This window comes from Faecalibacterium sp. (genome assembly GCF_052358865.1).
In the GTDB taxonomy this organism is placed as follows: domain Bacteria; phylum Bacillota; class Clostridia; order Oscillospirales; family Ruminococcaceae; genus Faecalibacterium; species Faecalibacterium butyricigenerans.
On record NZ_DAWCVJ010000072.1, the window covers coordinates 1 to 12,507 of the forward strand.

Consider the following 12,507-nt stretch of genomic DNA (forward strand, 5'->3'; position numbering starts at 1 on the left):
TTCTCCACAGCCTGAATGACGCTGCCGGTCTTGGCGGCGATGGTGTAGAAGCGGTCTGCTTCGATAACGGTCTGTGCCACAGATTTCATAAATTTTCCCTCCGTGTTCTGAGGGGCTGTTCCCTCAAAGCTCTTCTCAGCGCTGTTTTTTCTCGCAGCGTTTTTCTCTCATGTACCAAATTATACCACTTGACGTGATTTCCCACAAGCAATTCGACCTTTCTTTGTCAAATGTGCTAAAAGACATTCCATTTTTTTCTGCTTTTGCGCTCAATGCCCTAACTTTTTAGAGCCGTCAGCCCCAAACTCCCAGACCTCGACATTTTGCAGGATCTGCGTTATACTTATTTTAATTATGAAAGCGAGGTATCCAGCCCATGCATTCCCCGTCCCAAGCCGATGAGGCCGCGCGCAGTGCGCTCCAGTTCGAGAAGATGACCAAGACCCCTGTGCCGAAGCTCATCCTCGGCCTCGCCGCCCCCACCATCCTGAGTATGCTCATCACCAGCATCTACAATCTGGCCGACACCTTCTTTGTGGGCCAGCTGTCCACCAGCGCGTCGGGCGCGGTGGGCGTCGTGTCCAGCCTCATGGCCATCATTCAGGCCCTCGGCTTCATGCTGGGCCATGGCGCAGGCGGAATCATCAGCCGTAGCCTCGGCAATCAGGACACCCACGCCGCCACCAAGTTCGCCTCCACCAGCTTCTTCACGGCACTGGTCTTCGGCATTGTGCTGGCGGGGGTCGGCCTTTCCACCCTGCCCGGCTTCATGATGCTGCTGGGCAGCACCGACACCATCCTGCCCCACGCCTGCGCCTATGCGCGGCCCATCCTCATCGCTGCGCCCCTCATGATGTCCAGCCTTGTGATGAACAACATCCTGCGCTACGAGGGCAAGGCCAGCTTCGCCATGATCGGCCTTGTCACCGGCGGCGTGCTCAACATCCTGCTGGACCCCATCTTTATCTTCGGCTTCGGCATGGGCACCGGCGGCGCAGGTGTTGCCACCGCTCTGAGCCAGAGCATCGGCTTCTGCATCCTGCTGTCTATGTTCCTGCGGGGCAAGACGGTGAGCCAGTTCCGCATCACAAAAGTCACCCGCAGCGCCCGGGACTTCGGCCTCATCTTCTTCAACGGTGCCCCCAGCTTTGGCCGTCAGGGCCTGAACAGCATCGGCAGTATGCTGCTGAACGTCGCGGCCCGCAGCCACGGCGACGCCGCCGTGGCAGGCATGAGCATCGTGTCCCGCATCTTCCAGTTCCTGCTGTCGGTGGCCATCGGCGTTGGGCAGGGCCTGCAGCCTGTGGCGGCGTTCAACTACGGCGCACGCCGCTTCGCCCGGGTGCGGCAGGCGGCCATCTTCACCATCTCGACGGCTTTCTGCTTCGTCACGGTGCTGAACATCCTCTGCTGGTTCAACGCCGAGCCTCTCATCCGTCTCTTCCGCGATGACCCCGCTGTCACCGCCGTGGCCCTGCCCGCTCTGCGGTATCAGTGCATCGCCATGTTCTTGCAGCCTGTCATCATCGTTACCAACATGATGTTCCAGTCCATCGGCAAATCGGGCCGGGCCACCTTCCTCGCCTGCTGCCGTCAGGGCATCTGCTTCATCCCCCTCATCCTTACCCTGCCCCGCATCTGGGGCCTGCCCGGCATCGAGCTGTGCCAGCCCATCGCCGACGCCCTCACCTTCTGTATCTCGACGCCCTTCCTCCTGCCCTTCCTGAAAGAGCTGGGAGAAAAAGGGGACGAGGCTTGAATTGCCTCCTTCTCCGGCAATTCCCCCGCAAATAACCCGGGACACCTGTCCCGCCCTATTGCCTGCGGCAACAGGGTCCCACCTCCCGGACATTTGCGGGGGAACCGCCCTCGCGTCGGCGGGTAAATGCAGTTGCCCCATTGTCACCAAACTGTAACCAGACCCGGCCAACTTTCTGCAATGAAATGGCCGGGTCTTTCGTATATACTATAAACAGGAAAGTCAAATTCTGGGAAACTGCGAGGTGTTTCTATGAAGACCGCTCTGCTTCGACTCCGCTGCCGCGCCGCCTGCCTTGTGCTGGCAGGCGGGCTGCTGACGAGCTGTTCGCTGCTGCCCGCGGCGTCGCCCCGGCCCGAGGGGACGGCGGCATCGCAGGCACCGCAGTATTACAGCGAATCGTGGCTCACCGACGACGCGCTCCATTTCATTTATTCCTACGCCGGCAACGGCGGCGGCACCATCCTCCGGGGCGGGAAAGTGCTCTATCAGGGCAGCCGCTCCGACAGCGTCCAGCTGGTGCGGAACACCCTCACCGGCGAGGCGGACTACTATCTGGTCTCCCACTCCACCCCCGGCACCGAGGAGCGCACCTCCACCCTCTACGACGCCGACGGCAATGCCGTCATGACCTTCCCCTATGCGGTGAACGCCACCCTCTCGGGCGGGCTGCTCATCCTGCGGGACGACGCCGACGTCTGGGCTTTCGAGAACGGCACCACCGGCGGCACTCGGGTGTACGACCTCGCCACAGGCGCCCAGCTTCCCGTACCCGAAACAGCGCTCGACTGTCTCGTGGTGGACGAGGGCGGCCAGCGCCTCGTCTTCAACTGCTACGACCTGCCCGAGGGCCTTACTTACGCCTACGACGACCCCGACCAGCCCCTGCATCAATACGTCCTCGTCACCGACCGGGAGGGCAATGTGCTGCTGCGGGAGGACGGCTGCACGGCCCAGAGCCTTGCGTCGTATCGCGGCAGCTTCGCCGACTGGCTGACCTTGAGCTGGTTTCGCGGCGCAGACTGGGGCATCGCCCGGGAAGGGCTTTACAACATCCTCACCGGCCAGCTGCTCACCGGCGAGGACGACAGCTCCGCCTCTGCCTGCGGCGTCGGCATCGCCTGCCTCCAGAGCCGTCAGGACAGCCACTCCATCCTCTGCGACCTGAACAGCGACGAGGCCGTGGAGCTGGGCCGCTTCGACTGGTGCGTGATGGACCACACGCCCGGCTGTGTCACCCTCCTCGGCAGCGATGACCCGGATAACCCCTACACCCTCATCGACCTCGCCAGCGGCGAAAAGACCGCTGTCCAGCGGTGCGACAGGGACTATCACTCCGGCAATGTCGCCGTCCTGACGGCGGACAACATCCTGAAGGTCTACGATGGCACCACCGGCGCACTCCTGACCGATGTGGAAGTGACCCCCATTGAAGAGGCTTGTCATGTTAGTGTGACGGCCCTGCCCGACGGCTACGCCCTGCTGCAGTACAACGACGAAAACTACAACACCATCGCCATCCAGACCTACGGCGGCGAGGGGCTGCTCTGGTCGTCCGCCGGTGAGGCTGAGCAGTACACCTACGCTTCCTACCTCACCAGCACCGCCAGCGGCCCTCTGCTCACAGCCTGCCGGGACAGCCGTGACGGCAGCAGCCTCTACGATGTGCTGGACATGGAGGGCAATCTGCTTCTCCGCCGCCTCGGCAGCTGCTACAGCCCGGACGATCTGCCCGACGACTGCTTTATCGCGCGGCAGGGCTTCGACTACGGCCTGATGGACTCCACCGGCCAGTGGCTCTACCGCGAAAGCATCTTTTCCTCCCCCGATGACGACTTCGGCGGAGGCTATCTGTATTGACAACGGAGGTTTTTGGATATGAAAGAGAAGATTTCCCGCCGCAGCTTCCTGCAGGTGCTGGGCCTCGGCCTCGGGGCGGCAGTGCTCACCGCCTGCACCCCCGGCGCAGCAGACTCCCCCGCCGACTCTCCGGCGGCGTCTGTCCCCGACCCGGACACCACCCCTGAACCTTTCCTGACCGTGGAGGAGTTTCCCCGCCTCGACGGCTCCACGGCCTGCATCCCTCTGATGGCCCAGCTCAAGGCTGACGTCACCGGCATGGACCTGCTCGAAGCCCAGACCGGCATCACCGTCAGCACCACAGCCTATGCGTGGGAGAACTTCGGCCTCTGGTCCCGCAGCGCCAGCGACGACTACGGCGCACAGCTGCTCATCGTCTATGAGGCCCCCGAGTACGTCAAGGAAGAGCTGGCCGAGGCCGACGCAAAGCTGGAACAGAAAGCCATCGGCCGGGACGCGCTGGTCTTCATCGTCAACGAGTCCAACCCCGTCCAAAGCCTGACCCAGCAGCAGCTGCGGGACATCTATGCGGGCCGCATCACCAACTGGAAGGAGGTCGGCGGCGCAGACGCCCCCATCGTGGCCTTCCAGCGGGGGGTGGACTCGGGCAGTCAGACCCTTTTCAAAAAGCTGCTCATCGACAAGGGCGATGGCCAGTTGATGACCGCCCCCACCGAGCTGGCTCCCGCCGACATGGGCGGGCTGGTGGACCGCATCGCCGAGTACAACAACTCTGCCAACGCCATCGGTTTCTCCGTCTATTATTACATCGACCAGATGTATTCGAAGCCCGGACTCCGCCTGCTGGCCGTGGATGGTGTGACCCCCGGCAATGACACCATCGCCAGCGAGAGCTACCCCCTGTGCAACGAGTTTTATGCGGTCATCCATGGGAATGCCGCCCCCGACAGCCCCCAGCGGAAGGTCTACGACTGGCTGAGCACCGACGAGGGCCGCCGATGCATCGAAACGGCAGGGTATGTGTCCTGCGGCGGAGCGGCTACACCACCAGACACCACAGCGGCGTCGTGATGAGCGACAGCACCGTAGAGAGGGCCGTACACTTGCTGGCGAACGCAGAATCGGCACCGTACTTCTCGGCAAGGATGGCGGTAGTGCCGCCCATCGGCATCCCCGCCAGAACAACAGCGACCCCGGTGGCCAGCTCTCCCACATGGGCTGCGCGGCAGCCCACCAGCACCACCAGCGGCATCAGGAACAGCCGGATGACACAGTAAAGGATGGCGTCCCGGTCCAGCAGCGGGTGGAGGTCGCAGCTGCCGATGATGGCCCCGATGAGGAGCATCGACATGGTCATGTTGCAGTTGCTGGTGCACTGGAGAGCTTTGCCGAGAAAGGCAGGCAGCTGGCACTGGGTCAGCATGAGGGCCATGCCCACGAACACCGCCAGAATACAGGGATGAGTCAGGGTCTTGCGGAGGACGGCGCGGTGGCGCGTCCTTCTCCCGGGGCTGGCGGCTGCATCGTCCTGCATGAAGTAGGACACGCCCATCGACCACATCACGATGCGCTGCGGGATGAGGTAAACGGATGTCAGCAGCAGCCCCACTCCGCCGAACAGGCCCTCAGTCAGCGGACTTCCCAGAAAGCCCGCGTTGGAGCAGACCGTGCCGTACTGCATCACAGCCTTCCGCGCGGAGGCGTAGCGATTGTAGCAGACCGCGCAGATCACGCCATAAAACACCTGCAGCACGATGGACAGGATGAGGATGTCCCGCGTGCTGCGGAAGATCTCCGCATTGAACTCGATGCGGAACGACTGGATGGTGTTTGCCGGCAGGATGAGAAAGAGCAGCAGGTCGGTCAGGCAGGCGCGGCCCTGCTCGGTGATGATCTGCTTCTTCGTCAGAAAGATGCCAATGGCCAACAGCAGCAGCATCTGTGCCTGCAGGCTCAGCATAGTGGAAAACTCGGGCACAGATATTCCCCTCTCGTTTGAACGTCCTCTTTTGATGAATTTTCGATGAATTTATTATACCGGCATGGTGCGGGAAGTGCAAGGCCCGCAAGCCCTCCGGCAGCATGATTTTTCCGAATGGTCGGATACCGCCACGCCGCAAAAAGCAAAAGCCCCGCGATACACGCCGCCTTTCGGCGGTATATCGCAGGGCTTTTTTGGAGCTGGTGACAGGAGTTGAACCTGCAACCCACTGATTACAAAATAGTCTTATTACGAGTTTGATCGTTTTTGAATGTTCTGTTTTATATAGAATCACCGTACTTTTTATGCTTGCTCATTCACCTTCGTATCAGTGCTTTTTCGGTCAATAAGGCAAAAATAAGGCACTTTCCGGCAATTGTGCCTTGCGGTGTTCACAGTGGACATGATAGCAACTCAGAACCGCAGACAGAAAGAAAGCAGCCCACAGGCCTAGCCGGGTTTCCCTTGCTTCCTGTGGGCTGTATTGCATCTTTGGACGTGTTATGCGTGGCTCTTTTCCCGGATACGGTCAAACACACCGGTCAGCGCGTCTGCTGCCGCTGCATCTGCCGAACGGATGAACCCGGCGTAAATGTCCGTGGTGGTGCTAGTCTTTGCGTGACCCAGACGGCCTGAAACCGTTGTAACCGGCACATGGGCGGCAATCAGCAAGCTGGCGTTGGTGTGACGCAGGCTGTGGAAGTGTACCGCCGGGAGGTTATGAGCTGCCAGAAACCGCCCGAACCATGTTGTTACATCGTCTGGATCCATTGGTGCGCCGTTCCACTTGGTAAAAAGCAGGTCGTTTTCTACGCGCTTTCCCTCGATCTCCACCCGGCGCACCCACTCAGAGCCGATTTTGAACCGTTCTGCCTTTTGGTGCTGGCGGTATTCCTGCAGGAGCTGCACACAGTCCGCCCCGACTTTCACGCACCGCCGGGAGCGCCTTGTCTTGGGGGGATTGAACACCGTGCCTTTGCCCGGGATGTGCTGCAAGGTGCGTTCTATTGAAATCGTTCCCGCGTCCATGTCGATATCAGACCACCGCAGGGCACATATCTCGCCCCGGCGGGCACCTGTGAGCAAAGCAAGCTGTGTGATAACGCTGTACTGTGTGGGCGCGTCCTGCAGGGCTTCCATCAGGCGCACAACGTCTTTTTCTTCCAATGCCTGCACGTCCACTTCCTGCGCTTTTGGGGCTTCTGCACGCTTGCACGGATTCTCTGCTACAAGCCCCCACTGCACGGCTTTGGTGAACACGCTGGACAGCATCCGGTGATAGTGCTGCACTGTGTTTCCGTTGAGCCTGCCCCCTGCCTTGCTATGTTCTATAAACGCCCTGGAAAGGGGCAGCCCGGCGGCGCTGGCTACCTTTTCGGCGGTTGACCGGCTGACGTTCCCGCCCCTGTACAGTGTCGCCATTGTGCGCTCTGAAACGCCCGCTGCCGCCGCGATCTGGCCGCGTTTGCCCTTTGGCAGCTGATCCAGCAAGGCAGGAACAGCGGTATAGGTGCTATCTTCCCGCACACCCTGCTCTTCGAGGTTGGAATAAAAGGCCATCAGGTGCGAGGGCTTGACCTGGCACACCTTAAGTTGCCCCAGCCCGGCAGAGATACGCGGCACAAGTCGCCGATAGTCGTACACGGTCTTGGGTTTGAGTTTCTTTTCGGCGTACTCAGTGAACCAGCGTTCTATCAGGTCATCAAGCTTCATGGACGCTTCCAGAGAGATGCCGCTGTGCACTTCCTGTTCAAAGGCATCCGCCTGACGCTGCAATTCCTTTTCCAGCTTTTTTCCGGTCAAGCCCGGCGGGGGAGTGAAGGTGCGGTTTACCAGAACCTGACGACCCTGCCGATCATAGCCGTTGGAGACCCGGATGCAGTAGGAGCAGGAACCGTCTTTCTTTGTGCGCTCAATGATTTTCGCCATCTGATTCATCTCCTAGCACAAGGTTCATAATACTGCCTTCTACATCATCAAGATAACTCTGAATGGCTTGTTGTATCCTAAAGCGGCTCAAATCTGAACCATTCGTTTCTTCTTTAGCCTCTGAACTTGCAACGTTCCATGCCATTTTATCCCATAATACATCGCCTTGAGAATCTTTTTTATCAGAACACAATTCATCTATTCTTTTTTCTACATCTTTTTTATCTTTATCTGCTAGTTCTGAAGAAAAGTAGCCACTAAAAAAATCTGGAGCTCCGAGATCTTCTACATAACTATCCCACATTCCGAGAAATTTTTTATAGAATTCTTCATCTCTCGGAGCGAAGCGAATCCATTCTCTTTTTTCCTTATAGGTCTCGGCAAACCTTAAATATTGTGAAAAGAACTTTGTCATTTCAAATGAAAATGTCGAAAATTCTTTGCTTTTTATAAAGTCAGATACTATATCTTTCGCAGAAGGTGGGGCAGAAAATGTTCCTCCGATGTCATTTATTTCACACTGAAGATGCGGATTGTACGGATCAGATAGTGCTTTGATTGCATCTTCTGACAGCCCTGTATACTCCGCTACTGCACGCACATTCGTTTCGATGGTCTTCACATCGGTCAGTCCCAACAGATAATCGGTCGTAACCCCGAAGTATCGTGCAATGTCACAAATACTGACAGCATCCGGAACCGTAACACCATTTTGCCAGTTGCTCACAGTCTGGCGAGTTGTGTTGAACTCCGCTGCAAGCGCATCCAGTGTTGCCCCTTTTTTCTCGATTAGATTACGGAAACGGCTTGGAAATGGATCTCCATAGTCAAATGATTTCTTTGTTTTTGCCATTGCTATACCTCAACCGTAAATAAATATAACATTTCTGAAAATATGTTGATTTTATTTTCTCTTTCGCTTATACTAAGCATAACACAAGTAAACAAGACATTCAATAAGAAAAAGTAAATTTACTTGATTTTTCGTAGAGAGGAGCATTTTTCATGGATGAAAACGCAAAAAAAGCACGCAGAGCGTACGCCAACGCATGGAGAGCAGCCAATCGAGACCGAGTTCGCGAATATAATCAGCGTTACTGGAAGCGCAAAGCCGAGCAAATGCAGCAGAACGCCGAGCAAGAGAAAGAACCGTCTAAGTAAGGCCCCTGCCGCACAATCCATCTTTACCCTGGAACATGGTGAGAAAAATTCACCAAAAAGAGCAGTACATTTCATCACGGCTTTTTGATATGTAAAATCAGCAGCAAAAATCCATAAATCAGGCGGGTGTCCCCCTGTAAATCTGTTGCAAAACAAGGTAATCCATTGCAAAGCAAGACACTGGATATCACCAGATGACAACAGATGGATTTTGACGCAAAAGATTCATCTTCAACAATGCTGCATTGCCTTGATTCTGGGTTAAAATTTGGCGGTATTGCAATTCTTTTCAAGTCGTGATACTATGCAGCCACGACGAACAAAACGACACAAAAAGCAACTTTGGAGGTGGAAGAATGGGTGATTCTATCCGATACCCAAACATGGGCACGGTGGCAAAAGCCGCCGAAATTTACGGGCTTTCCCCGGCCTATATCAGGCGACTGTGCAAGCAGAGGAAAATCCGCTATGTGAACGCCGGGCACCGCTGGCTGGTGAATCTGGACAGTCTGGCCCGGTACTTTGAACAGGGTGATCCGGTAGACGGCAACCAGACCGCTCCGGCCATCCGCCGGGTTGCGAGGTGAGTTAATGGCAGTAAAACGAATGTTCTCCAGTTCCGTTACCGAAACAGACAATTTTCTGGAACTGCCGCTAAAGTCTCAAGCCCTGTATTTTCATTTGGGGATGCAGGGCGATGATGACGGCTTTGTGGCAAATCCAAGAGCGATCATCCGTTCTATCGGCTGTACTGCCCGCGATTTGAAGCCTCTGGAAGCTGCCGGATACGTCATTTCTTTTCCTTCAAAAGTGCTTGTAATCACCGATTGGAAAGCCAACAACAATTTACGCAATGACAGATACAAACCGACTGCGTTTCAAAACGAACTTGCACAGTTAAAAGAAACAACGAATAAGCGTTATATTATGGCTTGTGCTGGTATACCAAGTGGCAACCAGATGGCAACCAATGGTATACCAGCCGTCAACCAAGTGACAACCCAGCATAGCATAGCAGAGCATAACTTAGAAAGAAGTGGTAAGAAAGCCGCCACAACAGCCGCCCGGACAGATTCAGACCTTGCCCAGATTGTGCAGCATTTTCAGGCCGAGATAGGCGAGTTTCCCCGCTCTGCGCTGGACAAGTTACAACGCTACCGGGAAGCGTTTTCAACCGAGCTGATTTGCAAGGCCATTGACGAAGCCGCCGAGAACGGTGTGCGGAAGTGGCGCTATGTTGACGGCATCCTGAAGGGCTGGCAGGCAGACGGTGTGCGGACGTTGGGCGACGTGGAAGGCCGCCGGGAGTCCCGGAACAAGCCTAAAGGCCAGCAGGAACAGCGCTGGGAGGTGTTGGAATGAACACTGCGAGGGTGTTTTTGGGCGCTCTGATGATTCGGCCAGAATTTGCCCTGGAATCGTTGTCAGCTCTAAACATTGATGACTTCCCGGCGGATCTGCAGTCTGTCTTTGCAGCGCTATCCGGTTTTTGCGAATTAAGGGGCACATTGGACACGGTGCAAGTCTGTGCAAAGTATCCAGATCTGAAAGACATCGTTCTGGCGTGCGCGTCTGAATGTGAGGCCGAATGTGTTCGCATCACGCGAGAAAACGTAGAAAACTGGGTGCAGCTCATCAAAGAGCAGGCGGCACTTGCTCGGGTTCAAGGTATCGCGGTACAAATCGCAAGCAGCTTGACTGTCTTTTCTGATCTGCCAGACCTCTACTCAAAAATGGGCGAGGCACTGACTCTTGATCGCGGCGAGTCAGATTTTCAGCCTATCGGTCAGTTGGTGGACGATTATGTGTGTCATCTAGACGAGCAGCCCCGCTACATACGCACCGGCCTTTCTGTTCTTGACAGAAATCTCAGCCTGTCACTCGGAAACTTTTTCGTGGTTGGTGGTAGACCGAGCGCAGGCAAAACGGCATTTGCACTCCAACTTGCCTGTAACATGGCGAAAAGCGGGTACCGAACTTGCTTTTTTTCATTGGAGACGGACGCGGCAACCTTAACCACACGTGTGATCGCCAACCGTCTGGGTGCGTCTCTGGCCGATGTGAAGCGCAAGACCGTGCCGGTGGACGAGCTGGATTTTCTGGCAGAGCTGCACAAGTGGCCATTGTTTATCAAATCGGCGGCGGGCAAAGGCACCGCGTGGATTAAAGCGCAGGCCCAGCGAATGAGGGCGGACATTGTTTTTGTGGACTATTTGCAGCTGTTGGCGGATGGCCGGGCGAAGGACCGTTACCAAGCGGTGACGAGTATCAGCATGGGTCTGCACGAACTGGCACAGACCACCGGCATCCTTGTGGTTGCGCTGGCGCAGCTGAACCGCAACGCGGCGCACGCTGCACCGTCCACCGCAGATTTGAAAGAAAGCGGCCAGTTGGAACAGGACGCCGACGCGGTGCTGCTGCTATCAAACGATGATTCGCAATATTTGGCGATTTTGGCAAAAAACAAGGAGGGCCGTACCGGCAAAATTCCAATCACTTTTGACAAGGAGCGCCAGCGCTTTTTGGAAATCACAGGGGGTGTATCATGAAAAATATCAATCGTGCCCGCCGCCGGGAACCGTACCACTACACCGCGGAGGGCGAAACATACATTGCCGGCATTTTGTCCATTCTGCAGCACGGGCAAAGCATTCCGGTACGTGTTTTGCAGCTGATCTACCACATGCTGCTGCCATACGGCCCAAGTGGAGATACAAAGCGATGAACCGTAAAAATGGAAAACCGCCCTGTGTGCTGCGAACACACAAGGCGGCAAGAGCGGGTCGACGCATTGCAATTTTAATGTCTCCCCGCCTCCATTATATCACAACGGAAATCCGAATGGAGGGCAAACTGTGAAAATTTTTGACATTCTGCCGCAAGGCGAAGAACACGCATTATCTGGCGGCGAGATTGACCGCCTGCTTGGCATCACACCGCGAGAGCGCCGCGCACAGGCTTCCCGGGAGCTGGCGCAAGGTCTGATGGTGCTGTACACTTCGGAGCCGCCCGGCGGCTATTTTAGGCCGTCTGACGGCGAGAAGGGGCGTGCAGAAATCAAGCGTTTTCGGGAGCGTGAAGCAGCCAGAGCGCGGGCGATCACTGAAAAAGTGCGCGCTGCTGACGCTATTTTGAAGCAGTGTGACGGTCAGACGCAGCTTGAACCGCTGGGCAAAATCTGAATTTTTAGAACCGGATGCAAAGGCGTCCCCAATGTATGAGGTACTTACCGTGAAACTGAACTTACTGAAACATATGAAATCCAAACCCCGCACACCGGCCTACGTGGAGGAAGTCTATCACAGAATCGAGGTCGAAATGTGCACTGCCCGCAATGCTGTTGTCGCTCTGGATCTGCGTATTGGGCACATCGTTGCAAAACTGCCGCCAGAAGATCAGGCAGAGGTGGAAGCAGCGTTGAAGGATTACAATGTGACAGTTTGCACCGCAATCAGCAAGGCGGGCGGACTGCTGGCGGCGCTGGATCCGCGTGACGTGGAAACATTGCCAAAGGTCTGGGCACCATTGGACGATCCGCGAAACCCCAAGAGCAGCATTGCTGCCCGAAATAATCCGTAACTTCGCCCCCTCTCGACACGCCGCCGGGAGGGGGCATTTTTCACATGAAATATCGTTGATTTTTGCCCGGCGGAATAGTGCTTTTTCGTTGGAGAAATGGCAGAAGTATGGTATAATAGAGCTGTAAAGTTGTCTGATTTCGATAAATTTACAAAATAAAATTTTAGAAAGGAGATCTTGCTTTTGAATCTTTTTACTCTTTCGGTTGAGCTTGGAATGGATACCTCGGAATTTGAGCGTGGCATTTCACAAGCCAAAACCAAGACGGCAGCCTCAG

Annotated in this window: 13 protein-coding genes; 10 read left to right on the forward strand and 3 right to left on the reverse strand. The window is 56.1% G+C overall.

The annotated features are described in order from the left end of the window. The first annotated feature begins 376 nt into the window (after positions 1–376). The 3 genes from ACT8X9_RS10630 to ACT8X9_RS10640 all read left to right on the forward strand — a co-directional run bounded on the left by ACT8X9_RS10630 (position 377) and on the right by ACT8X9_RS10640 (position 4,651). Positions 377–1,759 (forward strand): MATE family efflux transporter, encoded by a 1,383-nt coding sequence (locus tag ACT8X9_RS10630; RefSeq protein WP_444268960.1) that lies wholly within the window; start codon positions 377–379, stop codon positions 1,757–1,759. Positions 1,760–2,011: 252 nt separating this feature from the next. Then, positions 2,012–3,619, forward strand: coding sequence for a DUF5046 domain-containing protein (locus ACT8X9_RS10635; protein WP_444268961.1), 1,608 nt, complete (start codon positions 2,012–2,014; stop codon positions 3,617–3,619). An 18-nt stretch (positions 3,620–3,637) separates the two neighbouring features. Further along, complete coding sequence (locus tag ACT8X9_RS10640) at positions 3,638–4,651, forward strand: PstS family phosphate ABC transporter substrate-binding protein (RefSeq protein ID WP_444268962.1); 1,014 nt, start codon at positions 3,638–3,640, stop codon at positions 4,649–4,651. Here ACT8X9_RS10640 and ACT8X9_RS10645 read toward each other — a convergent pair. The 3 genes from ACT8X9_RS10645 to ACT8X9_RS10655 all read right to left on the reverse strand — a co-directional run bounded on the left by ACT8X9_RS10645 (position 4,620) and on the right by ACT8X9_RS10655 (position 8,343). Further along, complete coding sequence (locus ACT8X9_RS10645; protein WP_444268963.1) at positions 4,620–5,558, reverse strand: AEC family transporter; 939 nt, start codon at positions 5,556–5,558, stop codon at positions 4,620–4,622. The two genes, ACT8X9_RS10640 and ACT8X9_RS10645, sit on opposite strands and share 32 nt — an antisense overlap. 504 nt (positions 5,559–6,062) lie before the next feature. Beyond that, positions 6,063–7,490, reverse strand: coding sequence for a site-specific integrase (locus ACT8X9_RS10650; protein WP_444268964.1), 1,428 nt, complete (start codon positions 7,488–7,490; stop codon positions 6,063–6,065). Continuing rightward, positions 7,474–8,343: a helix-turn-helix domain-containing protein gene (locus ACT8X9_RS10655; RefSeq protein ID WP_444268965.1), complete on the reverse strand. Its 870-nt coding sequence runs from the start codon at positions 8,341–8,343 to the stop codon at positions 7,474–7,476. The genes ACT8X9_RS10650 and ACT8X9_RS10655 overlap by 17 nt, the downstream gene beginning before the upstream one ends. 152 nt (positions 8,344–8,495) lie before the next feature. On the opposite strand from ACT8X9_RS10655, the gene ACT8X9_RS10660 reads away from it, so the two are divergent. From ACT8X9_RS10660 to ACT8X9_RS10690, 7 genes are all read left to right on the forward strand, one after another. Continuing rightward, positions 8,496–8,651: a hypothetical protein gene (locus tag ACT8X9_RS10660; protein ID WP_371287600.1), complete on the forward strand. Its 156-nt coding sequence runs from the start codon at positions 8,496–8,498 to the stop codon at positions 8,649–8,651. Positions 8,652–9,007: 356 nt separating this feature from the next. Continuing rightward, positions 9,008–9,238: a helix-turn-helix domain-containing protein gene (locus ACT8X9_RS10665; protein WP_371287599.1), complete on the forward strand. Its 231-nt coding sequence runs from the start codon at positions 9,008–9,010 to the stop codon at positions 9,236–9,238. Between the two features lie 4 nt (positions 9,239–9,242). Beyond that, positions 9,243–10,013 (forward strand): DnaD domain-containing protein, encoded by a 771-nt coding sequence (locus ACT8X9_RS10670; RefSeq protein ID WP_444268966.1) that lies wholly within the window; start codon positions 9,243–9,245, stop codon positions 10,011–10,013. Continuing rightward, the gene (locus tag ACT8X9_RS10675; RefSeq protein ID WP_444268967.1) at positions 10,010–11,200 is read left to right on the forward strand and encodes a replicative DNA helicase; all 1,191 of its coding nucleotides are present in this window, start codon (positions 10,010–10,012) and stop codon (positions 11,198–11,200) included. The genes ACT8X9_RS10670 and ACT8X9_RS10675 overlap by 4 nt, the downstream gene beginning before the upstream one ends. Further along, positions 11,197–11,376, forward strand: a complete 180-nt coding sequence (locus ACT8X9_RS10680; protein WP_444268968.1) for a hypothetical protein — start codon at positions 11,197–11,199, stop codon at positions 11,374–11,376. The genes ACT8X9_RS10675 and ACT8X9_RS10680 overlap by 4 nt, the downstream gene beginning before the upstream one ends. A gap of 130 nt (positions 11,377–11,506) precedes the next feature. Then, positions 11,507–11,833, forward strand: a complete 327-nt coding sequence (locus ACT8X9_RS10685; protein WP_270565340.1) for a hypothetical protein — start codon at positions 11,507–11,509, stop codon at positions 11,831–11,833. A 49-nt stretch (positions 11,834–11,882) separates the two neighbouring features. Next, positions 11,883–12,230, forward strand: a complete 348-nt coding sequence (locus ACT8X9_RS10690; protein ID WP_270565337.1) for a hypothetical protein — start codon at positions 11,883–11,885, stop codon at positions 12,228–12,230. Positions 12,231–12,507 lie beyond the last annotated feature (277 nt).

Excerpts from the sequence above, each read along its gene's own strand:
- ACT8X9_RS10630 (WP_444268960.1), top strand. The coding sequence starts at position 377 with ATGCATTCCCCGTCCCAAGCCGATGAGGCCGCGCGCAGTGCGCTCCAG.
- ACT8X9_RS10635 (WP_444268961.1), top strand. The coding sequence starts at position 2,012 with ATGAAGACCGCTCTGCTTCGACTCCGCTGCCGCGCCGCCTGCCTTGTG.
- ACT8X9_RS10640 (WP_444268962.1), top strand. The coding sequence starts at position 3,638 with ATGAAAGAGAAGATTTCCCGCCGCAGCTTCCTGCAGGTGCTGGGCCTC.
- ACT8X9_RS10650 (WP_444268964.1), bottom strand. The coding sequence starts at position 7,490 with ATGGCGAAAATCATTGAGCGCACAAAGAAAGACGGTTCCTGCTCCTAC.
- ACT8X9_RS10655 (WP_444268965.1), bottom strand. The coding sequence starts at position 8,343 with ATGGCAAAAACAAAGAAATCATTTGACTATGGAGATCCATTTCCAAGC.
- ACT8X9_RS10660 (WP_371287600.1), top strand. The coding sequence starts at position 8,496 with ATGGATGAAAACGCAAAAAAAGCACGCAGAGCGTACGCCAACGCATGG.
- ACT8X9_RS10665 (WP_371287599.1), top strand. The coding sequence starts at position 9,008 with ATGGGTGATTCTATCCGATACCCAAACATGGGCACGGTGGCAAAAGCC.
- ACT8X9_RS10670 (WP_444268966.1), top strand. The coding sequence starts at position 9,243 with ATGGCAGTAAAACGAATGTTCTCCAGTTCCGTTACCGAAACAGACAAT.
- ACT8X9_RS10675 (WP_444268967.1), top strand. The coding sequence starts at position 10,010 with ATGAACACTGCGAGGGTGTTTTTGGGCGCTCTGATGATTCGGCCAGAA.
- ACT8X9_RS10680 (WP_444268968.1), top strand. The coding sequence starts at position 11,197 with ATGAAAAATATCAATCGTGCCCGCCGCCGGGAACCGTACCACTACACC.